The sequence below is a fragment of the Streptomyces sp. NBC_00104 genome (assembly GCF_045160825.1).
Taxonomy (GTDB): domain Bacteria; phylum Actinomycetota; class Actinomycetes; order Streptomycetales; family Streptomycetaceae; genus Streptomyces.
Window position 1 is genome coordinate 5,563,958 of the sequence record NZ_CP108215.1, and the last position, 25,503, is coordinate 5,589,460.

The 25,503-nt window shown below is 71.6% G+C and carries 20 protein-coding genes; 14 read left to right on the forward strand and 6 right to left on the reverse strand.

From position 1 onward, the window contains the following. Nucleotides 1-57: 57 nt before the first annotated feature. Nucleotides 58-1,809: a S1C family serine protease gene (locus tag OG272_RS24525; RefSeq protein ID WP_405894848.1), complete on the reverse strand. Its 1,752-nt coding sequence runs from the start codon at nt 1,807-1,809 to the stop codon at nt 58-60. A gap of 253 nt (nt 1,810-2,062) precedes the next feature. On the opposite strand from OG272_RS24525, the gene OG272_RS24530 reads away from it, so the two are divergent. The 3 genes from OG272_RS24530 to OG272_RS24540 all read left to right on the forward strand — a co-directional run bounded on the left by OG272_RS24530 (nt 2,063) and on the right by OG272_RS24540 (nt 4,988). Next, nucleotides 2,063-2,872 carry a glycerophosphodiester phosphodiesterase gene (locus OG272_RS24530; protein WP_327728842.1) on the forward strand — a complete coding sequence of 270 codons (810 nt, stop codon included), beginning with the start codon at nt 2,063-2,065 and terminating at the stop codon, nt 2,870-2,872. Between the two features lie 433 nt (nt 2,873-3,305). Then, entirely contained in the window at nt 3,306-3,848 is a 543-nt protein-coding gene (locus tag OG272_RS24535) for an ATP-binding protein (RefSeq protein ID WP_405894850.1), read from the forward strand. A gap of 150 nt (nt 3,849-3,998) precedes the next feature. After that, the gene (locus tag OG272_RS24540) at nt 3,999-4,988 is read left to right on the forward strand and encodes a DUF5926 family protein (RefSeq protein WP_326580974.1); all 990 of its coding nucleotides are present in this window, start codon (nt 3,999-4,001) and stop codon (nt 4,986-4,988) included. Between the two features lie 255 nt (nt 4,989-5,243). On the opposite strand, the gene OG272_RS24545 is transcribed toward OG272_RS24540, so the two are convergent. Next, nucleotides 5,244-6,044 carry a hypothetical protein gene (locus OG272_RS24545; protein ID WP_327728841.1) on the reverse strand — a complete coding sequence of 267 codons (801 nt, stop codon included), beginning with the start codon at nt 6,042-6,044 and terminating at the stop codon, nt 5,244-5,246. A 55-nt stretch (nt 6,045-6,099) separates the two neighbouring features. Then, a complete protein-coding gene (locus tag OG272_RS24550; RefSeq protein WP_327728840.1) occupies nt 6,100-6,765 on the reverse strand; it encodes a bifunctional DNA primase/polymerase in 666 nt (221 codons plus the stop codon). A 513-nt stretch (nt 6,766-7,278) separates the two neighbouring features. Between OG272_RS24550 and OG272_RS24555 the strand changes: the two genes are divergently transcribed. Both OG272_RS24555 and OG272_RS24560 read left to right on the forward strand, forming a co-directional pair. Continuing rightward, nucleotides 7,279-8,802, forward strand: a complete 1,524-nt coding sequence (locus OG272_RS24555) for a PP2C family protein-serine/threonine phosphatase (protein WP_326580970.1) — start codon at nt 7,279-7,281, stop codon at nt 8,800-8,802. A 356-nt stretch (nt 8,803-9,158) separates the two neighbouring features. Then, complete coding sequence (locus tag OG272_RS24560; RefSeq protein ID WP_405894851.1) at nt 9,159-10,634, forward strand: aminopeptidase P family protein; 1,476 nt, start codon at nt 9,159-9,161, stop codon at nt 10,632-10,634. Between the two features lie 350 nt (nt 10,635-10,984). On the opposite strand, the gene OG272_RS24565 is transcribed toward OG272_RS24560, so the two are convergent. Continuing rightward, nucleotides 10,985-11,815, reverse strand: a complete 831-nt coding sequence (locus OG272_RS24565; RefSeq protein ID WP_405894853.1) for a triphosphoribosyl-dephospho-CoA synthase — start codon at nt 11,813-11,815, stop codon at nt 10,985-10,987. A 9-nt stretch (nt 11,816-11,824) separates the two neighbouring features. Further along, nucleotides 11,825-12,760 (reverse strand): intradiol ring-cleavage dioxygenase, encoded by a 936-nt coding sequence (locus OG272_RS24570; RefSeq protein ID WP_327728837.1) that lies wholly within the window; start codon nt 12,758-12,760, stop codon nt 11,825-11,827. A 392-nt stretch (nt 12,761-13,152) separates the two neighbouring features. On the opposite strand from OG272_RS24570, the gene fxsA reads away from it, so the two are divergent. Beyond that, nucleotides 13,153-13,350 (forward strand): FxSxx-COOH cyclophane-containing RiPP peptide, encoded by a 198-nt coding sequence (gene fxsA / locus OG272_RS24575; protein WP_326580962.1) that lies wholly within the window; start codon nt 13,153-13,155, stop codon nt 13,348-13,350. 32 nt (nt 13,351-13,382) lie between these two features. Beyond that, the gene (locus tag OG272_RS24580; protein WP_405894855.1) at nt 13,383-15,872 is read left to right on the forward strand and encodes an FxsB family cyclophane-forming radical SAM/SPASM peptide maturase; all 2,490 of its coding nucleotides are present in this window, start codon (nt 13,383-13,385) and stop codon (nt 15,870-15,872) included. A 250-nt stretch (nt 15,873-16,122) separates the two neighbouring features. On the opposite strand, the gene OG272_RS24585 is transcribed toward OG272_RS24580, so the two are convergent. Continuing rightward, nucleotides 16,123-16,569, reverse strand: coding sequence for an ATP-binding protein (locus OG272_RS24585; protein WP_327728835.1), 447 nt, complete (start codon nt 16,567-16,569; stop codon nt 16,123-16,125). Nucleotides 16,570-17,159: 590 nt separating this feature from the next. On the opposite strand from OG272_RS24585, the gene OG272_RS24590 reads away from it, so the two are divergent. From OG272_RS24590 to pheA, 7 genes are all read left to right on the forward strand, one after another. Further along, entirely contained in the window at nt 17,160-17,975 is an 816-nt protein-coding gene (locus tag OG272_RS24590) for a hypothetical protein (RefSeq protein ID WP_405894856.1), read from the forward strand. Between the two features lie 276 nt (nt 17,976-18,251). Then, the gene (locus tag OG272_RS24595) at nt 18,252-18,995 is read left to right on the forward strand and encodes a YcnI family protein (RefSeq protein WP_326580954.1); all 744 of its coding nucleotides are present in this window, start codon (nt 18,252-18,254) and stop codon (nt 18,993-18,995) included. Nucleotides 18,996-19,162: 167 nt separating this feature from the next. After that, nucleotides 19,163-19,837 (forward strand): SCO family protein, encoded by a 675-nt coding sequence (locus OG272_RS24600; RefSeq protein WP_405894857.1) that lies wholly within the window; start codon nt 19,163-19,165, stop codon nt 19,835-19,837. Then, nucleotides 19,834-20,307 (forward strand): copper chaperone PCu(A)C, encoded by a 474-nt coding sequence (locus tag OG272_RS24605; protein ID WP_326580950.1) that lies wholly within the window; start codon nt 19,834-19,836, stop codon nt 20,305-20,307. Before OG272_RS24600 ends, OG272_RS24605 begins: the two co-directional genes overlap by 4 nt. A 14-nt stretch (nt 20,308-20,321) precedes the next feature. After that, entirely contained in the window at nt 20,322-22,481 is a 2,160-nt protein-coding gene (locus OG272_RS24610; RefSeq protein ID WP_405894859.1) for a copper resistance CopC/CopD family protein, read from the forward strand. Nucleotides 22,482-22,489: 8 nt separating this feature from the next. Continuing rightward, the gene (gene efeB / locus OG272_RS24615; protein WP_405894861.1) at nt 22,490-23,917 is read left to right on the forward strand and encodes an iron uptake transporter deferrochelatase/peroxidase subunit; all 1,428 of its coding nucleotides are present in this window, start codon (nt 22,490-22,492) and stop codon (nt 23,915-23,917) included. Between the two features lie 224 nt (nt 23,918-24,141). Next, nucleotides 24,142-25,077 carry a prephenate dehydratase gene (gene pheA, locus OG272_RS24620; protein WP_326580946.1) on the forward strand — a complete coding sequence of 312 codons (936 nt, stop codon included), beginning with the start codon at nt 24,142-24,144 and terminating at the stop codon, nt 25,075-25,077. Nucleotides 25,078-25,503: the final 426 nt, after the last annotated feature.

The window sequence follows — 25,503 nt, forward strand, 5'->3', positions numbered from 1 at the left end:
AGGCGGATGGCCGAGGGGTACGGGGACGACGGGACGAAGGGGCGGCGGTGAGCGGGGTCAGCTGTCGCCCTGGCGTTCGCCGAGGGTGACGTCCGCCGTGCGGGTCTTGCCGTCGCGGGTGTAGGTGAGGGTGACCTTGTCGCCGGGGAGGTGGGTCCAGATCTCGCCGATGAGGGTGGGGCCGCTGTCGATGACGTGGTCGTCGAGTTTGGTGATGACGTCACCGGGCTTGAGGCCGGCCTTGTCGGCGGGGCCGCCGGAGGTGATGGAGCCCGCGCCGCCCTCGCCCGACTCCGTGATCTTCGCCCCGCCCGTGCCCTCCTCCAGGGAGACCGAGGCGCCGATCACCGGGTACACCGGCTTGCCCGTCCTGATCAGCTGCTGGGCCACGTTCTTGGCCTGGTTGATCGGGATGGCGAAGCCGAGGCCGATGGAGCCCGCCTGGCCGGAGCCGAAGCTGCCGTTGCTGGCGGACTGGATCGCCGAGTTGATGCCGATGACGTTGCCCCGCGCGTCGAGGAGCGGGCCGCCGGAGTTGCCCGGGTTGATCGACGCGTCGGTCTGCAGGGCGCTCATGTAGGAGGCCTTGCTGCCGGAGGAGCCGTCGCTGGAGGCCACCGGGCGGTTCTTGGCGCTGATGATGCCCGTGGTGACCGTGTTGGAGAGGCCGAAGGGCGCGCCGATCGCGATCGTCGAGTCGCCCACCGCGACCTTGTCGGAGTCGCCGAGCGTCAGCGGCTGCAGGTTCGACGGGGCGTTCTCCAGCTTGATGACCGCCACGTCGTAGCCCTGCGCGTGGCCGACGACCTCGGCGTTGTACTTCTTGCCGTTCGGGAAGGTGGCCGTCACCTTGCCGCCGTCGACGGCTTCCGCCACCACGTGGTTGTTGGTGACGATGTGGCCTTCCTTGTCGAACACGAAGCCGGTGCCCGTGCCGCCCTCGCCTTCGCTGCTGGACGCCTCGATGGTGACCGTGCTCGGCAGCGCCGAGGAGGCCACGGCGGCGACCGTGCCGGCCGCGCGCTTGACGTCACCGCCGTTCTGCGAGGCCGAAACGGTCGTGGAGCCGGTGGAGTTGTCGTTGCGGTCGGCCAGTGTGTAGCCGATGCCGCCGCCGACCCCGCCCGCGATGAGCGCCGCCACGAGGATCGCGGCGATCAGACCGCCCCGCTTGTTGCCCGCCGGCTTGGGGGCCGGCTGCTGCGTCTGCTGCCACGAGGAGCCCCAGCCGCCGTCACCGGGGCCTCCGGGACCGCCGGCGCCGCCGGCTCCTCCGGCCGCGCCCGCGTTCCCGTACGCGCCGCCGCTGTCCGCGTACGCGCCGCCGCCGTTGTCCGCGTACGACGGGACGGCCGGTGGCGCCGGAGGCGGCCAGGCGGAGTCGGGCGCGGAGGACCCGGCACCGCCGGGTGCCTGTCCGTAGCCTCCGGGGGCCTGGCCCATGCCGTAACCCTGACCCTGGCCCGCGGCCGCCGCGTAACCGGGCGCCCCTGCGGACACCAGCTGCGGCTGGTGGGGAGTCGGCTGGTGGGGTGTCGGCTGCTGTGCCGTCGGTTGCTCCGCCTGCGGCACCTGCGGCTGTACCGCCGTCGCACCCGGCTCCGGGGCCGTCGGCGGGACCGGCGGGAGCTGCGTCGTCGGCTCGTTGTCGGCGGTGGCTCCGGCCGGGGCCGCCGGGGCGGTGGTCTCCGCCGGTGCCGCGCTCGGCTCGTGCGCCGGGGCCGGCGCGGAGGCAGCGGGAGTTTCCACCGGCACGGGAGGTGCGGACGGGGCCGGGGGTACCGCGGTGCCCTCGTTCTCGGTGCTCACAGCTTTTCTCCTCGATCCACGGCTTCACCTTGTCGGCGGTCGACTGTTCTTGGTCGCACATCCGGCTGTGCCTGAGTTTTGTATGGGGTCAGCTTTTCCCACGAGCCGTCAGGGCACCATAAGCGGTGACTGTGCGTCCGGGGCCATCCTTTATATAGGATCTATAGGACTAATGGCGCGTACTGTGCGTATGAACCCGGCCCTCCACGACCACCGCCCCACGCGTACCCCTCCACGGTGGCACCATGACGCGGTGACCCACGCACGACAGCTCCCGATTCAGGTCGTCGCCCACCGGGGGGCCTCCGAGGCAGCCCCCGAGCACACCCTGGCCGCGTACAAGAAGGCGATCGAGGACGGCGCGGACGCCCTCGAATGCGATGTCCGGCTGACGGCGGACGGCCACCTCGTCTGTGTCCACGACCGACGCGTCAACCGAACCTCGAACGGCCGGGGCGCGGTCTCCGCCCTGGAGCTCGCCGACCTGGCCGCCCTGGACTTCGGTTCCTGGCACAGCGGCGACGAGGCCCCCGACTGGGAGGTCGCCCCCGAGGACCGGGCGGACACCTCCGTCCTCACCCTTGAACGTCTGCTCGAACTCGTGGCCGACGCCGGGCGCCGGGTGGAACTGGCCATCGAGACCAAGCACCCCACCCGCTGGGCGGGCCAGGTCGAGGAGCGGCTGCTGGTCCTGCTGAAGCGGTTCGGCCTGGACGCCCCGGAGTCGGCCGCCGAGTCACCGGTACGGATCATGAGCTTCTCGGCGCGCTCGCTGCACCGCGTCCGGGCCGCGTCCCCGACGCTGCCGTCGGTCTATCTGATGCAGTTCGTCTCGCCCCGGCTGCGCGACGGACGGCTGCCGTCCGGTGTCCGGATCGCGGGCCCCTCGATCCGGATCGTGCGCAACCACCCCGCGTACATCGAGCGCCTGAAGAGCGCGGGCCACCAGGTGCACGTGTGGACGGTGAACGAGCCCGAGGACGTCGACCTCTGCGTCGAGCTGGGCGTCGACGCCATCATCACCAACCGCCCACGCGAGGTTCTCCACCGACTCGGCCGCTGACCACACCCCGGAGACCGCCGGGCACCCTCGCACCCCGGTGTCTCCGACACCATCGAGCGCACGGTCTCCGACACCTTCGAGGGCACGGTCTCCGACACCTTCGAACACACCGATTCCCACAGCTTCCAACACTTCGCCCCGGGCAGCTCCGAACACGCCTCTGTTCACACCTGCGACCACCTCGCCGACCCCCGTCACCGCCGCCGCGCGCCTCTTGACGGAGGTAAGAATTCCGCCAAGGCGGCGAAACAACGCCCGGGGACAAGTCGGCATATCGGGGACGAAATTCAGCCAGGCGACTACGGGGTGTACACCGGCGCGTTCGATCCGTATTCGACCGTGGCGAGTGCGTCAGAGCACATGTGTTGGCCGGTTTCCAGTCCAGTCCAATGGGGCATTCACACCGTGGCGTGGGGCGAAGGAGGTCTCGGGGGTGGCGTTGGTGGTGGCACAGGAGGTGCCCACGTCGTCGAGCATGGCCGTACCCCATGGCCCTGCGGGCGTGGGAGAAGCAAGGCATCGGATGCGCAATCAGTTGCGCGATGGTGGTGTGGCGGAATCGGTCATCGACGACGCCCTACTGATCCTTTCCGAACTACTCAGCAATGCCTGCAAACACGGCAGGCCACTCGGCGAGGCGCTGGCCGGTGACGGCGACGTCCGCTGCTCCTGGCGGATGGACCCCTCGGGGCGGCTCACGGTCGAGGTGACGGACGGCGGTGGTCCGACCCGCCCGGTTCCGTCCACGCCCTCGGTCACCGCACACGGCGGCCGCGGGCTGAACATCGTGACGGCACTGGCCGACGACTGGGGCGTGCGCGACGACGCCCGCGGCGAGGTCACGGTGTGGGTCGTCGTCCAGGACGACGTCTACCGCGCCCACCGCCGGGACGACTTCGCCAGCCGCGTCGTCGCCCCCTCGGTCTCCGGCATCCCCGATCTGGACTTCGCGGACGCCTTCGAGGACATGGACTGACGGGCCGGCCCGGGCCAGGCGTGCGCAACCTGGCCCGAACCGCCGGTTCCGGGACGACTCGGTGCGTTGTCCACAGGGTCCCGTCGGGCGTCGTACGAGCGGCTAGGCTCGCGCGAGTACGAGACGAGCCGTGATCGGGAGACACCCACGATGGCCAAGAAGCGACCCCACACGAAGGCCAAGCGCCCGCAGGGCACCGGCGGAGTCGGTGCCGCAGGCGCCGATGGGCAGGTTCCGGTTGTCGGCGCGCGCGAGCAATGCCCCTGCGGCAGCGGCCGCCGCTACAAGGCCTGTCACGGCCGGGCCGCCGCCCATGCGGTGACCGAGCTGGTGCAGCGCCCCTTCGAGGGGCTGCCGGGCGAGGGCGACTGGATCGCGCTGCGCGAGCTGGTGCCCGCCGCCACCGTCGAGCTGAAGCTGAAGGACGCGCTCCCCGAGGGCGTCCCGTCGGTGACGCTCGCCACCGTCCTGCCCATGGCGTGGCCCGCGCTGCGCCGCGACGACGGCTCGGTGCTGCTCGGCCTGCAGAACGACACGGCGTCCGGCGACATCAGCCGCGACCTCGCCGACACCCTCCAGCGCGCCCTCGCCGCCGAGCCGGGCACTCCGGTTCAGGGCCGGCGCGCCCCGGCCGACGGTCCACGTCTGCAGGACCTGCTCGACCCCGAAGGTGAGTTCGAGCCAGTCGTGCACTCGGGCTTCGAGTTCTGGGTCCCGGACTCGGAGAACGCGACCCCGGAGGTGACCGCCTCCCTGGAGCGCGCCAACTCCGCGGCGATCCCGACGGTGAAGCTCGCGGGCGTCGACGCGGCGTACTGGTGCGAGACCCCGGAGAAGAACCACCTGCGGTGGGTCATGCCGCACGCCGAGGAGCGGCTTCTGGACGCCCTCGCGCGGCTGCACGCGGCGGGGCGCTCCAGCCTCGGCGAGGGCACCCGCCTGGTCGGCTCCTTCCGTGCTCACGGCCTCACCGTGCCGGTCTGGGACCTCCCCAGCGGGGTCGGCGCGGACGACGTCGAGAAGCCGGCGGCCGAGTTCGCCGAGCGGCTCGCCACCGCCCTGGCCGACGAGTCTCCGCTCACCCCGGACGAGCGCCGGGCGCGCGGCGGCCTCACCAACCGACAGGTCACGCTCAGCTGACGTACATTTCCGGGCCGGTCGGACACCCGGCTGACCGAGTGCGTTCGAAGTGTGGTGACTCCTGTCACAACTCCCCTACGTGACAGGCGAATTCGTGTCCGAATAGCCGAGATCGAATTTGCGAAGCGCCGATCTCTTGTTACGGTTCCATTAGCCCGGTTGCTGGTGCATCCCCCGTCGCCAGCAACCGGGTCTTTTCATGCCCGGGATCGGAGCGGCTCCGCTGTACGGAACCCGCGATCGGCGTCAACGCCCTTACGAGCGGCCCGAGTTGCTCCCTGAGCGCAGCAACAGCGGCCCATCGCCGTCCGGTGCCGCGAACTCCGCGACGGCCGTGTACGCCCCCGTAGCGCCCCGCGTACGCTCCCTCGGCGTCTCGCACGCCCCCGGCTCGTCGTGTGCGCTCACGGCGCAGTGCATCCGTACGGTGTGCCCGCCGGGCGCCATCATGCTGAGGACCGAACTCAGCTCCCGCCCGGTGGCGTTGCGGTAGTACGTGCGGGCCCAGGTCCGCTCGCCCTGGGTGAGGACACACGTCTGCGCCTCGATGCCGTCGGGGGAGGTGAGCTCGGGGCCGCAGCGGGCGGCGGTGGCGAGTCCGAGGCCGAGCAGGGGGCGCGAGGAGAGCGCGGCATCGTCCGCCGCGTCGGCGCCGCCCGCCGGATCTCCGTCCGCCTCGCCCGCTCCGCCCGCCTTCGGATCGACGCGCCTGGACGAACCCTCGGCGTCCTCACCGGCGCCGTGCGCCGGCCCCACGGCCCCGCTTCCGAGTCCGGCGGCTTCACCGACGCGGTCGGCGGCACGGTCGAGTTCGGAGGGGAGGGTGCGCTCGGACCGGGAGGCGCGCTCGGACGTCCGTACGTCACCGAGCGGGCCCGCGGAGGCGGCGAGGGGCAGGCCGAGCGCGACCGCGACCGCCGTGGTCAGTCCCGCGAGGCGGAGCCGGCGTGGGTCCGGCCCGCCGCGCGCCGACTCGGGTGCTCTACGGCTCCGGGGCGGGAGAGCGCTGTGGCGGCCGCGCGGCGGGGCCCCGCGGCCCCCGGGAAGACGCTGCATGTGCGGAAGATAACGACCGACCGGGAGCACCAGGCCCCCCGCGCGCCGGGCGGGCTCAGAAGTCGGGCGCGCTCACACCCGTACGAGTGAGGGCGTCGACGACCGCGTCCACGACCGCCTCGACACCGGGCACCCAGGGGGCGGCCGAACCGGGCAGCGGCGCCCGCTCCCAACGGATCAGGCCGTGGCCCGTCTCCGAGGGGGGCAGGGCGAGATAGCCGCCCTCGCCGTGGAAGCGGAGGGAGCCGGGGACGAAGTCCTTGGCGTAGAGCAGCTCGCCCAGCTGTTCCATGGAGTACGGCGCGACGAGGATCGCCCAGCGGTGCGGGGCCGCGACCACGGGGCCGAGGCGCATACCGGTGCGGTCGAGCGCGGCGAGGGCACGGGAGGCGGCCAGGGCCGGCAGGCTCACCGCGCAGGGGGCGCTGCCCCCGGTGGCCAGCACGATCGGTGCCGTCGGCCGGTTGGTCCACCACCAGCGGACCATGCGCTCGTCGGTGGTGGCGGCCAGCAGGCCGGGGTCGAAGGGGTGAGCGCCGGGCACCACGCACTCCGGGTCCGGGCAGCCGCAGCGAGCACGCCCCTGCGGGTCCGGCGCCACCCCCGGGAGTACGGGCCACTGCCATTCCGTGGCGAACGTCAGGGCCTGCTCAAGAAGCTCGGGCCTCCCGCCGTTGCGCTTGGACAGGAGCCTGCGTCGCTTTCCGGGGATCTCGCGCATGAGCGCTCGTCCTTTCCGTTGCACGCATGGCAACACCGTGGGTCACATCACAACATGTGTCGTTCACTGCACTGTGCGTACCTGCTGGCGCATCACACCCCTGTCGCGGACAAGGGGAACCCCTGCGGGCCGAGCTCGGTTACGTCCGCGTCCCTCGCTTGCGTCGACTTGCGTCTGTCAAAAGCATGGGCATGGCGTAGGGGTGGCGGCGCCTGGCGTTTTACTGTCCCGCATGTGCTCGCCGCCTCCGCCACGGGAGGATGGGGCTCGGTCGTCGGTGGATAGGACGCCCGGGTCCGTCGCCAGGTTCCGGGTGGCCTCCGCCGCCCCTGGTCTTCACCGAGTACGTACCCATCACGACCGCTGTGACGCTCTGTTGAACAAGGCCAGTCGACCTCAATACACCGTTCACCACAACACTTTTTAGCCAACTTTGCTTTTTCCAAAGGACTGTACAAGAAGCCGACAGTCGTCCAACACCGCCTCACGGACACCAGATATCCCAGCAGGACAATGCTGGACATCTCCTCACGAGTGCGTGTACATGTGGAGACACTGCTAGCGGCGCAGAATGACATGGGGGTTTGCGATGCTTTTGAGCAATACGCACCGGTCGGAAAGCCGGACACCATGAACGCCCCTCACCCTCCGAAAGTGGCTGGAATCGATTCAACGGTTCCCTCCCCCGCACACACTGTCGCGCCCGCGCCCGCCGCCCCGGGCACCCCATCGGCCACTCCCGCCACCGGACCGGGCACCGCTCCCGGGGCCGTTCTCCAGGACAGACTCGCGGGCTGGGTCTCGGACCTCACGACGCTGCACGAGCTCACCGAGCGTCTGACCCGCACGGACTCACTCGAGAGCGCGCTGCAGGAAACCCTGCACGCCGGAGCCGCCCTGGTCGGCGCCCGCCGCGGTCTCGTCGTCCTGGAACCGGGTGACGGACTCGGCCCGGACACCACCATCGGCCTCGGCCTCGGCCGCGCCGACCTCGGGCACATCGAAACCGTGCCGCGCAGTTCCCTGCCGTACGGCCGCATCCTCGACGGACTGCCCGGCGGGGACGGCGAGATCGCCCAGCCCGACCTGTTCGCCGAGGACGGGCTCGACCCCCGCCACCGCGAGGTCGCCGCCCGGCTCGGATACGCGGCGAGCTACGCGCTCCCCCTGTCCGCCGAGGGGGCCGGCCGGCTCGGTGCCGCCGTCTGGCTGTACGACGAACCCGCGGAGCCGGTCGAGCGGCAGCGGCACCTCGTCGGGCTGTACACGCGGTACGCCGCCGAGCACCTGGCGCGGCTCGTCGAGGTCGAGCGCACGCGCGCGTGCATGGCGACCATCGCCGAGGAACTGCTCCCCTCCCGGCTGCCCCGCGTCGCCGGCGTCCAGCTCGCCGCCCGGCACCGCACCGGGCCACGCGGCGGCGGCGACTGGTACGACGCGCTGCCGCTGCCGGACGCCGCGCTCGGCCTCGCGGTCGGCTCGGTCACCGGGTCGGGGCCCAGCGCGGTCGCCGCGATGGGCCGGCTGCGGGCCTCCCTGCGGGCGTACGCCGTGATGGAGGGCGAGGACCCGGTCGCCGTCCTCTCCGACCTCGAACTGCTCCTCCGGCTCACCGAGCCCGCCCGCTCCGCCACCGCGCTCTTCGCCTACATCGAGCCCGCACTGCGCAAGATCACGCTGGCCGGGGCCGGACACAGTCCGCCCCTGGTGATCGGCGAGCGCCGCACCGAGTACGTGGAGACGTCCCTGTCGGCCCCCCTCGGCATGCTCGCCTGCTGGGAGGCGCCCAGCGTCGAGCTGACCGCCGAGCCAGGAGAAACCGTCCTGCTCTACACCGACGGCCTCCTCCAGCGCACCGGCGAAACCGTCGACCGCTCCTTCGCCCGCCTCCACGCGGCCGCCGCGGGCGTTCCCCGCGGCCTGCGCACCGACCCCGGCGCCCTCGCCGACCACATCCTGCGCACCGTCCTCCCGGACGGCCTCGACGAGGCCGACGGCACGGAGGACGTGGTGCTGCTGGCGGCGCGGTTCGAGTAGGGACGGTGGCGGGGCGCCGTCGGGCGGGGCGCCGCGTGCCGCCTAGCCCGGCCTCGTGTGTCGGTGAGCCCGGCGCTGTGTATCGCCGACGGCCGTGTGTCGCCGACGGCCGTGTGTCGGGCGGGCCGGCGTCGATGGATCTGCGCCTGGCCGGCCACCTGCCGGGCGGGCGGGCGCGGTCGCTTCGTGCCCGGGGTGCGGGGTGCGGGGTTGCGGTCACCGCGCGCGGAGGTGTCGCGCCCTCGCGGCTGCTTCCCGTGAGGGCTTGGTGACCCGTCGTGAGAGGTGCCTCGGCCTCCTGGGCCGCCTTCGGTACGACCGTACGATGGACGGGGTCCAGTGCCGTACCTAGGAGGATGACCGTGGCGGACGAGCTCGAGCCGGCGATCCCGGAGACCGAGGCGACCGAAGCCGAGGAGCCGATCAAGCAGCGCAAGAACGGACTGTACCCGGGCGTGTCCGACGAGCTGGCCGAGAACATGAAGTCCGGTTGGGCCGACACCGAGCTGCACGGCCTGGAGCCGATCGCCCAGGTCGCCGAGACGGCCGCCCGCCGCGCCGCGCTCTCCGCGCGCTTCCCGGGCGACCGCCTGGTGATCCCCTCGGGCAACCTGAAGACCCGCTCGAACGACACCGAGTACCCCTTCCGGGCGTCGGTCGAGTACGCGTACCTCACCGGTAACCAGACGGAGGACGGCGTACTGGTCCTGGAGCCGGTGGGCGAGGGCCACGAGGCGACGATCTACCTGCTGCCGCGCTCCGACCGGGAGAACGGCGAGTTCTGGCTGTCGGGACAGGGCGAGCTGTGGGTCGGGCGGCGGCACTCGCTGACCGAGTCGGCGGAGCTGTACGGCATCCCCGCCGCCGACGTGCGCGAGCTCGCCGACAAGCTGCGCGAGGCCACCGGCCCGGTGCGGGTCCTCCGCGGGTACGACGCCGGTATCGAGGCGGCGCTCACCGACAAGGTCACCGCCGAGCGCGACGAGGAACTGCGGGTCTTCCTGTCCGAGGCGCGGCTGGTCAAGGACGGGTTCGAGATCGGCGAGCTGCAGAAGGCCGTCGACTCGACCGTGCGCGGCTTCGAGGACGTCGTACGTGTGCTGGACAAGGCCGAGGCCACGTCGGAGCGCTACATCGAGGGAACGTTCTTCCTGCGCGCCCGGGTCGAGGGCAACGATGTCGGATACGGCTCCATCTGCGCCGCCGGTCCGCACGCCACCACGCTGCACTGGGTCCGCAACGACGGCCCGGTCCGCTCCGGCGACCTGCTCCTGCTGGACGCGGGCGTCGAGACGCACACGTACTACACGGCCGACGTCACCCGCACCCTGCCGATCAACGGCACCTTCAGCGAGATCCAGAAGAAGATCTACGACGCCGTGTACGACGCCCAGGAGGCCGGTATCGCCGCCGTGCGGCCCGGCGGCAAGTACCGCGACTTCCACGACGCCGCGCAGCACGTGCTGGCCGAACGGCTGGTCGCGTGGGGGCTCGTCGAGGGTCCGGTCGAGCGGGTCCTGGAGCTGGGCCTCCAGCGTCGCTGGACCCTCCACGGCACGGGCCACATGCTCGGCATGGACGTCCACGACTGCGCCGCCGCGCGCGTCGAGTCGTACGTCGACGGGACGCTGGAGCCGGGGATGGTGCTGACGGTCGAGCCCGGTCTGTACTTCCAGGCGGACGACCTCACCGTGCCCGAGGAGTACCGGGGCATCGGTGTCCGCATCGAGGACGACATCCTGGTGACGGACGACGGCCACCGCAACATGTCCGCCGGACTGCCGCGCCGCTCCGACGAGGTCGAGGCGTGGATGGCGTCGCTGAAGAGCTGACGACAGGTTGATGGCCGGGTACCCGCGGGGTGCCCGGCCGTTGTCGTGCCCGGCCGTTGTCGTGCCCGGCCGTTGTCGTGCCCGGCCGTTGTCGTGCCCGGCCGTTGTCGTGCCCGGCCGTTGTCGTGCCCGGCCGTTGTCGTGTGCGGGCGTTGTCGTGTGCGGGCGAGTGGGGGCTGGTCGCGCAGTTCCCCGCGCCCCTTAACAGCGTGGGTCGCGCCCGGCGCTTTCAGGGGCGCGGGGAACTGCGCGCGCAACCACGCACAACCCGCACCCGAACAACCCACCCGGGGGTCGAAGGGGCGCAGCCCCTGGGGAGGGGAATGGGTAGGGGCGGCGGGGGCGGACCCCTATGCGGGCACCCGCGCGGTGATCGGCAGGGCGTCCACGAACAGGGCCCCGGCGAGCAGCGAGCCACTCCCGCGGGGGCTCCATCCCCTGCCCTGGAGGTCCGTGTCGAACGCGGTCAGAGCCTCACGACCCGCATCGGTCGTCGTACCCCCCACCTCGATCACGCCCCGCGCCCCCGCCTGCACATGCCGCAGCCCGTGGGGCCCGGCGGTATAGAGCAACTCGGTGTCCTGGAGCGTCGACATGACCGTGAGGAGCGCGTCGAGGCGGGCGTCCGGCTCGGGTGTGCCGGCGGTGCGGGCCTTGCTCAGGACGTCCAACGCCCGCCGGACATGGGGGAAGCCCGCGCGGGCCTCACCCCGGGCGCCGGCCGCCCCGTACTTGGCGGAGACCGACGACCCCCGGGAGGGCCGCCTGGGCGCCCGCCGATCGGGATGCGCGGCTATCTTCTTCGCGGTGGCGGCGAGTTCAAGCCCCCGCGCGCCGGGTTCCATGGCCGCCGCGGCGACCAGGAGGCCGAGCACCCACGTGGCGCCGCGATGGCCGCCACCGGCGAGTTGCACGGAGTGTTCGGTGCAGCGCCCGATCGCACCGAGTTCGGCGCGGAGTTCGGGGGTGGGCGCACCGTTGCGGCGGGCGCAGGCCGCCATCGCCGTGAGGCCGGGCATCAGCGCCTTGGCCGACCAGCGCAGGGCGCGGTGGTCCTGCCGGGTGACCCGGGCGCCGAGATCGCGCGGGTCGGGCAGGCCGGGCTTGGGCGCCAGTTCCAACTGCCTGGTCAGCGCGGCCACCGCGGCCCGCGCGAGCGTCTCGTCCTCGCGGCTGCTCATGGGCGTACCCTACGAGGCCGACTCGGAGGCCGTGGCGCTGTCGGTCGGAGCGTCCGCCGGGGGCTCGCCCGACGGGGGCGTGCCGCCTTCGCCGCCACCGCCGCCGGCGCCGGTGTTCTCGGCGTCGGGGTCGATGCCGAGGGTGAGGAAGCCCTTGTAGCCCCGGGCCGGGTCGGCCTTCTTCACGGCCTTGAGGGTGAGCAGACCGCTGGAGGCGCCGCCGCCGTCGTAGACCATGTCGTCGTCGAGGGTGGTGTAGCTGCCACTGTGCCGGGAGTACGGCTCCAGCGTGAAGACCTCCTGGGCGATGTCGTCGTCGAAGAAGAACTGGCCGGTGTAGTTGACCTTGCCGCCCTCGTAGGTGCCGTCCTCCTTCTCACCGCCGGTGTGCACCTTCACGTGGATGTGGCAGGTGCGCGGGGTGTACCAACCGGGGAAGACGGTCTCGAACTTGACGACCCCGTTCGCGTTCGCGATCTGGTAGCCGCGGAGATAGGTGGCGTCGTCGGCGGTCGAGCCGTCCTCGCTCTCGGCGGGCGCCGAACCGCCGGGATTCGCGGTGGTGTAGCCGGAGTAGTAGCCCCAGGCGTCGCAGTGCCAGATCTCCACGGCCGCGCCGGGGACCGGGGTGCAGCCGTCGGTGGCGTCCACCACCGTGAGCCGCAGCGTCAGCGGCACACCGCTCTTGCCTTCGGTGATGTCCTTCCGGACCAGGGCGCCGTCCAGGTAGTAGGGGCCCTCGGTGACGCTCGTCATCAGCGTCATGCACGCGTCGGCGGTACTCGTCGCAGACGCCGCGGCCGTCGCCTCGGTGCTGCTCGCCGCCTCGTCCGCGAACGCCGACTGGTACCCCGCGACCGCCAGACCACCGGCGGCGACCGTCCCTCCGGTCACCGCGAGGGCGCGACGCCGGGTGATCGTTTTGCTTTTGTGGATTCCCGTCATGGCAGCGAATTTAGGGACGCAGTCCGTCAGGGGGCTGGGGCGTGGCTGTGAGGGGGCTGAGAGTGCGGAGAGCGCCGAGAAGCCTGAAGCCGCCCGGTTTCGCGGCCGCTCCGGCCCAACCGCCGTGCTCGCGGCGGGCGATGAGACGGTTCTCACGTTTGCCGCCCCGAATACGGACGAGGCTTGTGTTGCCGTTCGAAGCACTCCTCGGCTTCGGCTATGTTCTGGTCGCGACCAGCAGCTGACCGAATATTCGGCGCCGTTCGCCTGGTCGGCCGCTAACTTCTTCTGCGGTCGGTGCTCAAGTGAGAAATTCCTGTCGGCATCTGTTTCATCGAGCCGCAAGACTCCGCAACCCCGTCAGTTTCCACGCACAGATTGATGAGGTCTCCATGAACGCATCGCTCGACGCCACGGCCGAAGAGTCAGGGACTACGGCCGCCGTCGGTCCGGAGCGGGTGTCTTTGGTGCAGTTGGCGGCGCGGAGCGGCGGCGCGCTGTCGCCCGCTCTGACCCGTGCCGTGTCGAACGGAGTCGAACAGAGGGGGCCGGGAAGGGTCGCGGTAGCGGCTTTCCAGTCTTCCGTCTGACACCCCGACCCCCGCGACTCCCCGACATCCACATGACCGTCATGGGCCGACCGCTCCTGCCGCTACGCCAGTTCGTGCTGAAGATGCACAGTCGCTGCGATCTCGCCTGCGACCACTGCTACGTGTACGAACACGCGGACCAGAGCTGGCGCGGCCGGCCCCTGGTGGCGTCGGACGAGGTCCTGCGCGCCACGGCGGAACGCATCGCCGAGCACGCGAAGACCCATGAGCTCGCCGCCGTCCACGTGGTCCTGCACGGCGGCGAACCCCTCCTCGCGGGCCGGACCCGGCTGCGCAGGGCCGCCACGGAACTGACGGCCGCCCTCGGCGGCGTGTGCGAGCTGGACCTGCGGATCCACACCAACGCCGTCACGCTCGACGAGCGGTTCCTCGACCTGTTCGACGAGTTCGACATCAAGGTCGGCGTCTCGCTGGACGGCGACAGGGCCGCGAACGACCTGCACCGCCGCTACGCCGACGGACGCAGCAGCCACGACCGGGTCCTCAAGGCCGTCGCCCTGCTCAACCGGCCCCGCTACCGCCACCTCTTCGCGGGCATCCTGTGCACCGTCGACCTGCGCAACGACCCGGTCGCCGTCCACGACGCGCTCGCCGAACTCGCCCCACCCCGCGTCGACTTCCTCCTCCCGCACGCCACCTGGGACGATCCGCCCCCGCGCCCGTCCGACGACCTCGACGGGACGGCCTACGCGCGCTGGCTGCTGGCCGTCCACGACCGCTGGACCGCGACCGGCCGCTCCATGGACGTCCGCGTCTTCGAGTCGGTCCTGCGGACCCTGCGCGGCGAGAGCAGCCTGACCGAGTCGCTGGGGCTGTCCCCGGCCGACCTCGCCGTGATCGAGACCGACGGGACCTTCGAACAGGCGGATTCCCTGAAGACCGCGCACGACGGAGCGCCCGCCACCGGCCTGGACGTGTTCACCCACTCCCTGGACGAGGTCGCCGCGCATCCGGGCATCGTGGCCCGGCAGCAGGGCCTCGACGGGCTGGCCGAGCAGTGTCGCGCCTGCCCGGTGGTGCGCTCCTGCGGCGGCGGCCTCTACGCCCACCGCTATCGGTCCGACGGCAGCGGATTCCTGAACCCGTCGGTGTACTGCTCCGACCTGCTGTCCCTGATCACCGACCTCCGGGACCGTCACATGACCGACCAGTCCGCGCGGCCGGTGCTGGCCGACCACCACCTGGCCGACCTGGCCACCGGTCGCGGCACGAGCGCCACCGTGGACCTGCTGTCCCGCCACCAACTCGCCCTGGCCCGCGAACTGCTGGCCCTGGTACGGCACGAGGCGACGCGGACCCCGCCGACCGACGACGCCGAGAACGCCATAGACGCCATGAACGCCGAGAACACCGAGAACTCCAAAGCCGCCGAGGACGCCGAGGACGCCTGGAACACCCTGTCCGCCCTCGACAGCGAGGCACCCGAGGCCGTGGACCGAGTCCTGGCCCACCCCTACGTACGATCCTGGGCCCTCGGTTCCCTCAACTCCCTCGGCTCCCTCGGGGCCCGTCCGTCGGTAGGACCGCCCGGAGGCGCCGCGCCGGCCACGCGCGGGATCGCGGAGATCGCCGCCGCCGCCGCGCTGCGCGCCGGGCGCCGGGCGGCGGTCGTCGTCCCGGTCCACGACGGGCTGTTGCGGCTGCCCACGCTCGGGGCGCTGACGGTGGAAGCGGGCGTCGAGCGGGCCGTGGTGCGCACGGACACCGACGGCTTCACCGTCCAGGCGGGCGACCGGACGTACACGATGGCCCGGAACGGCCCCGCCGACCCGGCCTGGCGGGGGAGTCGGCGGTTCGAACTGGACGGCTGGACCGTGGCCCTGGAGGACACCGACCCCTGGCGGGACGGCCACGGCCATCCGGCGCACCCCCGGCTCACCGAGGACGAGGCCGAGGCGTGGCGGGCGGACCTGACCGCGGCCTGGTCCTGGATCCGCCGCGAACTGCCCCAATACGCGCCGGGCATCGCGGCCGGCCTCCGCGTGATCACCCCGCTCCTTCCCTCCCCCGAGGGTGCCGACATCAGCTCGGCGGCCCGCGACGCCTTCGGCGCGGTGGCCATCGCCCGCCCTGCCGCACCGGAGACGCTGGCGCTGCTCCTCGTCCATGAGTTCCAGCACGTGAAGCTGGGCGCCGTACTGGACCTGGCCGACCTGCACGACCCCGCCTGCGCAACGCTGTTCTACGCCCCCTGGCGCCCCGACCCGCGCCCGCTGGAGGGGTTGCTGCAGGGGACGTACGCGCATCTTGCGGTGGTGGACTTCTGGCTCGCCCGGTGGCGCAGCGGAGGCGGGCGGGAGGCCGAGGTGCAGTTCTCCCGGTGGCGCGACCAGACGGCGGAGGCCATGGGGACCTTGGTGGGGTCGAAGGCGCTGACGGTGACCGGGGAGCGGTTCGTCGCGGGGCTCCGGGAGGCGCTGGCGGGGGACGAGGTGAGCGCGGACGCCCTGCGGGCCGCCCGGCGGGTGGCGGAAGAACACCGGCGGGGCGTTCGGCCGTAGGAGAGTGACGTGCCCGGCGCGTCCCGCTTGCCTGTTCGAGAGCTGTGTCGCGGCGGCCGGGGCCGGAAGATTGAGCCCGTTCGTCATACTCCACGTGCCCCTGCCCCGTTCCTACACCGAGGAAAGTCACCGGCATCGGGGGGGCATGGGTGCGACACGGAGAAGTCCGAGGAACCGAGCCGCCGAGGGAGGTGTCCGCCGGGAGGGAGTGTCCGGGGGGGGGAAGTGACCGAGGGGGAGGGCGGGGCGTCTACACCGCCACCAGCGGTGCGTCCTCGCGCCATTTGAGGATCTTGTCGAAGCTGACGATCGCGCCGCCGCGGCCCGGTTTGTTGCCGATGTGGACGTGGTCGGCGAGTTCCCGGATGAGACAGAGGCCGCGGCCGCTCTCGGCGTCGGTGTGGGCCGGGCGGACCGGGTGGCGGTGCGGGAAGCCGGGGCCGGAGTCGGCGACCTCGATACGGCACTTCTCGCCGTCGAGATAGGCGGTGACCCGGTAGGCCTCGGTGGTGGCGCCGGCCGGGACCGCACCGCCGTGCTCGACCGCGTTGGCACAGGCCTCGCTGAGGGCGATGGAGAGGTCGTAGGAGACGTCCGGGTCGACGCCCGCCGTCTCCATCGTGCCGATCAACAGTCGCCGGGCGAGCGGCACGCTCGCAGCCTCACGCCGCAAATGGAGTGACCACCAGATGCTCATGCTCCAGCCTCCTGGCCGCGGCTCGACATACCGTTACGTATTGCCGCCGAGGGCCGTGCGCAATCGCCCGGAGGCCGTCTCTCCGCCCATACGGCGGATGCGTCCACCCCACAATCGGTGTATGCGGACCGAACCCTTCCGAATCACCCACCACTTTTGACACCCCACCCCCACGTGTACGACCACGGCCGACCTCGGGATTCAGGGGGCCAGGGCGGTCACGCGACCTTCAAAGGAACGAGGAGGTCCCGCGACCTTCAAAGGAACGAGGAGGTCCCGCGGCCTTCAATGGAACGGGGCGGAGAACGGGCACGGGGAGCGCGGGGCGGGGAACGGGAGCGGGGAGCGCAGCGCGTCTTTCAGGGGGGGCGGGCCACGGCACGCTTCAGGACCGCGGGCCACCGCACGTCTTTCAGGGGCGCGGGGAACTGCGCGACAAGCCACCCACGACCCGCACCCGCCACTCGACCGCGCACCCACCCCCTCCCGCGCCCAAACCCCCACCTGAACACCGGCCCCGCTCCCCCCGTACCTCCCGTCATGAACCCGCCGAACCCAGCGGAGCGCCCCGGTGCGATGATGGGCCCGCCATGACTGCCCCCCACCCACACCGGCCAGGCGCCCCGCGCCGGTCGCGCGCCGGAGGCGATCTCCGGGTTCTGCGGGCCGCGGTGTTCGCCGCGGTCTGCGTCGTGCTGGCCGGGGCCGGGCACGCGCTCGCCTCGTGCGCGACGATCCCGCTGTGGAGCCTGGGCGTCGGGTTCGTCGGCGTCTTCTCCGTCGCGGCAGTGCTGGCCGGGCGGGAACGCTCGCTGCCGGGCATCGCGGCGATGCTGGCGGTGGGCCAGACCGCGCTGCACGTTCTGTTCGGGCTGAACCAGCACGGGACGACAGCCGCGTCGCGGACCACGGAGACGATGGACGCGGTGCTCATCGAGCGCGCCGCCCGCTTCGTGTGCGGCGCGACCGCCGCGGCCCTGAGTCCCGCGCAGGCCCGGCGGATCCTCACCGAGGCCGGGGTCGGCAGCACGCACGCCGCGCACGATCCGGCGGACGCCATGACGACCGCGGCGGGCTCCCCCGCCGCCCTCCTGCCGTCCCTGCCCATGCTGCTCGGCCACGTGCTCGCGGCCGTCGCCGCCGGGTGGATGCTCCGCCACGGCGACCTGGCACTGCTGCGCCTGGCCCAGCTGTCGGCCCAGGAGCCGCTCGTACGGTCCCTGCGCGGGGCGCTCGCGCTGGCGCGGGTCCTGCGCTCCGGGCTCCCGGGTGTGCCGGAGGCCATTTCGCGCGCCTCGCACACCGTGTACGCGGCGCCCGCGGCGCTGCGTACGACCGCGCTCCAGCACACGCTCGTCCGCCGCGGCCCGCCGACCGCCGCGCCCGCCTTCGCCCTCGCCGCCTGACACGACGCACGCTCACTCCCCACCTGGGAGGGGGAGTCCGTCGTACGGCGTCGAGAACGCGCGCGCATCCGCTCCCGGCCCTTGGCCCCAGCGCCATGCCATGCCATGCCATGCCATGCCAGCGGTCGCTGTCGGCTGCCGGCTCCCAGTTGCCAGCTATCGACTGTCGCTGTCGGCTGTCGGGCTTTCGGCTATTGGGTTTTCGGCTGTCGGCTCTCCGCGCGCGTCGTCCCTCTTCCTCTCGTCTCCCTCACGCACTGTGGAGTGTCACCAGTCATGAAGGTTTCTCGTATCGCCGCCGTCGGCGCCCTCGCCGGTTCGGCCGTCCTCCTCCTGTCCGGCCCCGCGTTCGCGCACGTCAGTGTCGCGGCGGAGGGCACAGCGGCCAAGGGCGGGTACGCGACCGTCAACTTCAAGGTCCCCAACGAGCGCGACGACGCCACGACCACCAAGCTCGAGGTGAACTTCCCGACCGACCACCCGCTCGCCTCGGCGCAGCCGGAGGCCATCCCCGGCTGGGACATCAAGGTCACCAAGTCCAAGCTCGACAAGCCGGTCGACCTGCACGGTGAGCAGATCGACGAGGCGGTCTCCAAGATCACTTGGACCGCGGACGACGACGGCATCAAGGCGGGCTTCTTCCAGAAGTTCCCGGTCTCCATCGGCCAGCTTCCCGAGGACACCGACGAACTGGTCTTCAAGGCCATCCAGACGTACTCCGACAAGGAAGTCGTCCGCTGGATCGAGGTGCCCAAGGACGGCGAGGAGGAGCCCGAGAACCCGGCGCCCGTGCTCGCGCTGTCGGCCGCGTCCGACGATCACCACGGCTCCGGCGCCTCCACCGCCTCCGACGAGTCGGAGGACACCGACGACGCCAAGGCCGCGTCGAACGAGACCACCGCCGCGCCCGCCGACACCAGCGACACCACCGCCCGCGTCCTCGGGATCGTCGGCATCGTCGTCGGTGCCGCGGGCGTGGCGTACGGCGTGCTGGCCGGCCGCCGGCGCACGAACGCCTGAGCCTCCGGCTTCTCGGCCCCCTTCCCCCTCGGCGCGCACGCGGTCCCGTACAGAAGTTCGGACAGAAGTTCGGACAGAAGTTTTGGTGCAGAACTTCGTAGACCGTGCTGTCCGCGACGGCGTACGTCCCGTGCGCGCCGGGGCTCGACCATCTGGGACATTTCTCTATGCGTACGAACACGAAGAAGAAGACGTTCGCGGCAGGCGCCCTGCTCGTCGCGGCCCTCCTCACGCTCTCGGCCTGCGGCACGGGCGACGACTCCACGACGTCGGTCGCCGAGGTCTCCGACACCGGCCCGCGGAAGGCCTCCACGGTCCTCGACCAGCCGTTCACCAAGCCGGATCTGGTCCTCACCGACACGAACGGCAAGGCGTACGACCTCCGCAAGGAGACCGAGGGCAAGCCGACGCTGATCTACTTCGGCTACACCAACTGCCCCGACGTCTGCCCGCTGACCATGAACAACCTCGCGGTCGCGAAGAAGGAGGTGGCGAAGAAGGTGTCGAAGTCGGAGCTGGCGAACCTCCGTCTCGTCTTCGTCACCACCGACCCGGAGCGGGACACCCCGGCGGAGCTCGGTAAGTGGCTCAAGGGGATCGACGCCGAGATCGTCGGTCTGACCGGCGACTTCGACGACATCCAGGCCGGCGCCCGCAAGCTCGGTATCTCCATCGCCCCGCCGACCAAGGACAAGAACGGCAAGCCCGTCTCCGAGCACGGCACCCAGGTCATCGCGTTCTCGCCGAAGACCGACGGCGGCTATGTGCTGTACGGCGAGGACGCCACCGTGCAGGACTACGAGAAGGACCTGCCGAAGCTGCTCAAGGGCGAGAACCCGTGAGACGACTCGCCGGCCCCGTCCTGATCACCACCGCCGCGCTGGTCCTGACCGGCTGCGGTTCCTCCGACTCCTCTTCCTCCGACCCCTCGTCCTCCGCCGCGAAGCTGTCCGTGAAGTCGGCCTACATGCCGCAGCCCGTCACGGACTCCCTGGCCGCCGGTTACCTCGTCATCGAGAACGACGGCGGTACGGCGGACGAGCTGACCTCCGTCACCAGCGACATCGCCCAGGACGTCACCGTCCACGAGACGACCGGGCAGTCGATGCAGGAGGTCGCGGGCCTGAAGGTCCCCGCCGACGGCGAACTCGTGCTCAAGAGCGGCGGAAACCACCTGATGTTCGAGAACCTGAAGCGCAAGCCGAAGGAAGGCGAGACGGTGTCCCTGCGGTTGAACTTCACCAAGTCCGAGGCCATCACGGTCGAGATGCCCGTGAAGTCGGCGACGTACCAGCCGACCAGCGGGCACTGAGGGAGGTAGCACCGTTGAGCCGGTTGAGGCCGTTGCTGTTGCTGTTGTTCGCCACCGTCGGTGCGCTGCTCGCCGGTGCCGTGCCCGTCTCCGCGCACGCCGCGCTGACCGGCAGCGACCCGCAGCAGGGGTCGGTGGTCCAGGAGGCACCGGACCAGGTGTCGCTCACCTTCTCCGAGAAGGTCGCGATGTCCGACGGCTCGGTGCGCGTGTACGACCCCAAGGGCAAGGAGGCCGACACCGGCGAGGTCACCGACCTGGGCGGCAACAGCTATGCGGTCGGGCTGCACTCGGGCCTGCCCGACGGCACGTTCACCGTCACCTACCAGGTCGTCTCGGCGGACAGCCACCCCGTCTCCGGCGCCTTCACCTTCTCCGTGGGAGCGCCCTCCAAGACGACGGTCGCGGTACCCGAGCAGGAGGTCGGCGGCGGGGTCGTCGGCGGTCTCTACGGGTTCGCGCGCTACCTGTCGTACGCCGGTTTCATCCTGCTGGTCGGCGGCGCGGCCTTCGTGCTGGCCTGCTGGCAGCGCGGTGCCGGGGTACGACCCGTGCAGCGGCTCGTGGTCTCCGGCTGGCTCGCGCTGACCACCGCCACCCTCGCGATGCTGCTCCTGCGCGGCTCCTACACCGGCTCCGGCAAGCTCGGCGACGTGTTCGACCTCGACCTCCTCGGCCAGGTTCTCCAGACGAAGACGGGCGCCGCCCTCGTCTCCCGTCTGCTGCTGCTCGCGGCGGCGGCACTGTTCATCGCGGTGCTGTTCGGGGCGTTCGCGCGACGGGACGAGGAGGTCGAGAACGACGGGGAGGCCGAGGATCCCGCGAAGGCCGAGGAGAAGGAGATCGAGGGGGTCGACGAGGTCGACGGAATCGACGGAATCGACGAACTCGAAGGGGACACCGTCGAGAGCGTCGAGGACGGCGAAGAGGACGAGGACGACGACGACTCCCTCCGGCGAGACCTCACCTTCGGGCTGGCCATCGGCGGGGGCGTGGTCGCCGCCGGTCTCGCCGCGAGCTGGGCGATGGCCGAGCACGCCTCGACCGGTATCCAGACGGGCATCTCGATGCCCCTGGACGTCCTGCACCTGCTGGCGGTCGCCGCGTGGCTGGGCGGCCTGGCGACGCTGCTCGTGGCACTGTTCCGGGCACCCGTCGAGGCGCAGATCGAGACCGTGGCCGTACGACGGTTCTCACGGGTCGCGTTCGGCAGTGTGCTCGTGCTGACCGCGACCGGGATCTACCAGTCGTGGCGCCAGGTCGGCACCTGGTCCGCGCTGACCGGCACGTCGTACGGACAACTGCTCCTCGTGAAAATCGGCCTGGTCGCCCTGCTCGTGGGCATCGCGTGGATCTCACGTCGGTGGACCTCGCAGCTTGCGGAGGCACCGGCCGAGGCCGAAGCGGAAGCCGCGGTGGAGAAGGTACCGGCGGCCGCGCACGCGAGCGGCGGCTCCGGGCAGGCCACCGGGGGAGCTCCCGCGCGGGTCGCCAAGGAGGGTTCCACGAAGGTCGCCGAGGGTGGTTCCGCGTCGGGCGTCGGCAGCGGTTCCGCACGGGGCGCCGGCGAGGGTTCCGAGCCCACCGCCGAGCGTTCGGAGCGGGCCGCTCAGCTCGCCCGGCAGCAGGCGGCGATGACGACCGCCCGTGAGAAGCGGATGCGGAACGCCGACCCGGGCCGTACGGGACTGCGCCGGTCGGTGTTGGCGGAGGCGGGCGTCGCCGTCGTGCTGCTCGCCGTCACGACGGTGCTGACGGCCACCGAGCCGGGGCGCACGGTGGAGGAGGCCAAGGCAGCCAACGCGGCTCTGACACAGGAGGCCGAGCAGTCCGGAGCGCTGGCGCTGGACATGTCGTTCGACACCGGCGGCAAGGACGGCCAGGGCGTGGCACGGCTGGAGATCGACCCCGCGCGCGTGGGCGCCAACGAGATGCACGTCTACGTCCAGCGCCCCGACGGCAAGCCCTTCGACGTCCCCGAGGTGAAGGTCGCCTTCACCCTGGAGGCCAAGAAGATCGGGCCCCTGCCCGTGGTGCCCGACCGTGTCACCGCCGGCCACTGGACGGCGAACGGCGTGCAGCTCCCCATGGCGGGCGACTGGAAGATCGAAATCACCGTACGGACATCTGAGATCGATCAGGTGACCGTCAGCAAGAACGCGAAGATCGGCTGAAACACACCATGGCTGACCAGGACCTTGTCGAAGACGGCTCCGCCGCCCCCAAGAGGGCGCGGGGCGGTGGTGACCATGCGGCTACCACCGCACGGGCCCGAGCGACCACGGACGACTCGCGGTCGCCGTCCGGCCCTGCGGAGTCCCGGCGAGACGGCGCCACCCCATCCCCTGGTGGAACGATCTCGCGTCGCCTCCTGCTGAGCACCGCCGGCGCGACGGGTCTCGCACTGGGCGCGGCAGGCGGCGCCGCCGGATACGCGGCCGGTTCCGCTGCCTCGTCCTCCTCGGCCGAAAGGGTCACCCCGCTGGCCTCCCTCGGCGCGGGGGAGGTCAGGTTTCACGTGAAACATCAGCCCGGGATCACCACCCCCCTCCAGGCCCGCGGCCACCTCGTCGCGTTCGACCTGGCCGCCGGGGCCGGGCGCAAGGAGGCGGCCGCTCTGCTGCGCCGCTGGTCGGACACGGCTCGCCGGCTGATGGCGGGCGAGCCCACGGCACAGGACGACACCGACATCGCCCGCGACGCGGGACCGTCGTCGTTGACGGTCACGTTCGGCTTCGGGCACAGCTTCTTCGCCCGTACCGGTCTGGAGAAACAGCGCCCGGAATCCCTGGACCCGCTGCCCGACTTCTCCTCGGACCAACTCGACACGTCGCGCAGCAACGGCGATCTGTGGGTGCAGATCGGTGCCGACGACGCGCTCGTCGCCTTCCACGCCCTGCGCGCGCTCCAGAAGGACGCGGGCAGCGCGGCCCGGGTGCGGTGGCAGATGAACGGCTTCAACCGTTCACCGGGCGCCACGGCCCACCCCATGACGGCCCGCAACCTGATGGGGCAGATCGACGGCACTCGCAACCCGAAGCCGACCGAGTCCGACTTCGACGAGCGGATCTTCGTCCCCGCGTCCGCCTCACCGGCCACCTCCGGCGACCCGGCCTGGATGGCGAACGGCTCCTACGCCGTCGTACGCCGCATCCGCATGCTCCTCGACGACTGGGAGCAGCTCTCGGTCAAGGAACAGGAGGGGGTCATCGGGCGCCGGAAGTCCGACGGCGCGCCCCTGAGCGGGGGCGCGAAGGCGACCGAGACGACCGCGATGGACCTGGAGAAGACCGACTCCCAGGGCAATCTCCTCGTGCCGATCAACGCGCACGCCAGGATCACCCGCCCCGACCAGAACGGTGGCGCGGCCATGCTCCGCCGGCCGTTCTCCTTCCACGACGGCATCGACGCGAAGGGTGTTCCCGACGCGGGCCTGCTCTTCGTCTGCTGGCAGGCCGACCCCCTCCGCGGCTTCGTCACCGTCCAGCGCAAACTCGACCGCGGCGACGCCCTCTCCAAGTTCATCCGCCACGAATCCAGCGGCCTCTTCGCCGTGCCGGGGGGCGCGGCGGAGGGGGGCTATGTCGGGCAGCACCTGCTGGAGGGTTGACCCCTCCTTCACTCCCCTGGCTGCGGGCAGCCGAGCTGCTGGAGCGGCTCGGCTGCCCGCAGGCGGCGCCCTGTCGGCGTCGGCAAGCGCGACCGACCCCGCCCACAGCCCCTGCGTCGGGTTCCAGGGAGGCGTGAGGGCGCCCACAAGGCCGTACGTCGCTCTCAGGGGTGGTGGGGCGAGATACGTGCGCCGGGGCGCCGCAAGGCCATTAGGGTGAGTCCATGCCAGCCAGCTACGTGTACCTCGGTCCCGAGGGCACCTTCACCGAGGTCGCCCTGCGCACGCTGCCGGAGTCCGCGACCCGCGAGCTCGTCCCGATGGTCTCCGTGCCCGCCGCACTGGACGCCGTCCGCAACGGCGAGGCCGAGGCCGCGTTCGTCCCGATCGAGAACTCCGTGGAGGGCGGCATCACGACCACGCTCGACGAGCTGGTCGCCGGAGCGCCGCTGATGATCTACCGCGAGGTGCTCCTCTCGATCACCTTCGCGCTGCTGGTCCGCCCGGGCACCAAGCTCTCCGACATCAAGACGGTCACCGCGCACCCGGCCGCCCAGCCGCAGGTCCGCAACTGGATGAAGGCCAACCTCCCGCCCGACGTCGTCTGGGAGTCCGCCGCCTCGAACGCCGACGGCGCCCGACTGGTCCAGGAGGGCCGTTACGACGCCGCCTTCGCCGGTGAGTTCGCGGCCTCGCGGTACGGCCTTCAGGCCCTGGAGACCGAGATCCACGACGCGGAGAACGCCCAGACCCGGTTCGTCCTGGTCGGCCGTCCCGCCCGGCCCGCCGCCCCGACCGGGGTCGACAAGACCTCCGTCGTCATCTGGCAGCGCGACGACCACCCCGGCGGACTGCGCGACCTGCTCGGCGAGTTCGCCGTCCGCGGCGTCAACCTCATGCTGCTGCAGTCCCGACCGACCGGCGAGGGGATCGGCAACTACTGCTTCGCCATCGACGCCGAGGGCCACATCTCCGACCGCCGGGTGGCCGAGGCGCTGATGGGTCTCAAGCGGGTCTGCCTCCAGGTGCGCTTCCTCGGTTCGTACCCGCGCGCCGATGCCGCCACCGCGAAGATCCGGCCCACTCTGCCGGGCACCTCCGACGCCGAGTTCGTGGCCGCGTCGGACTGGGTGGCGCGCTGCCAGGACGGTCGGTTCTAGCGCGGCCCGCTCGCCGGTGCTACCTGCCTATTTTCTTTGTCCACAGAAGTTATCCACAGGGTTGCTTCTCGACCTGGGGACAAGTCGACAACACGGTGCCACTCGGTCGACAAATCCCCTTCGCGAGCCCTGCTGTGTCCACACCCCCGCAGGTCACCCTTCGCCCATGTGTCTCCCCCCGTCAATCCTTTAGGGCGACCCATTTCCGTGCGAATCCACTCGAAAGTGGGCGTGAAGGCGGTTTGAGTCGGGAATCCTCAAGTCGGCGTCCGGCTTCGCCTGCGATCTTCCCCGAAGTCCACAGATCTTTCGCACAGCCTGTGGATAACTTTGCGACACTGCGGATTCCTGTGGACGACCGAATGCCAAGTCCTGTACGAAACAAGGGAGTCGAGTCAACCAGGCGCCACCCGCATGCCCCCTTCG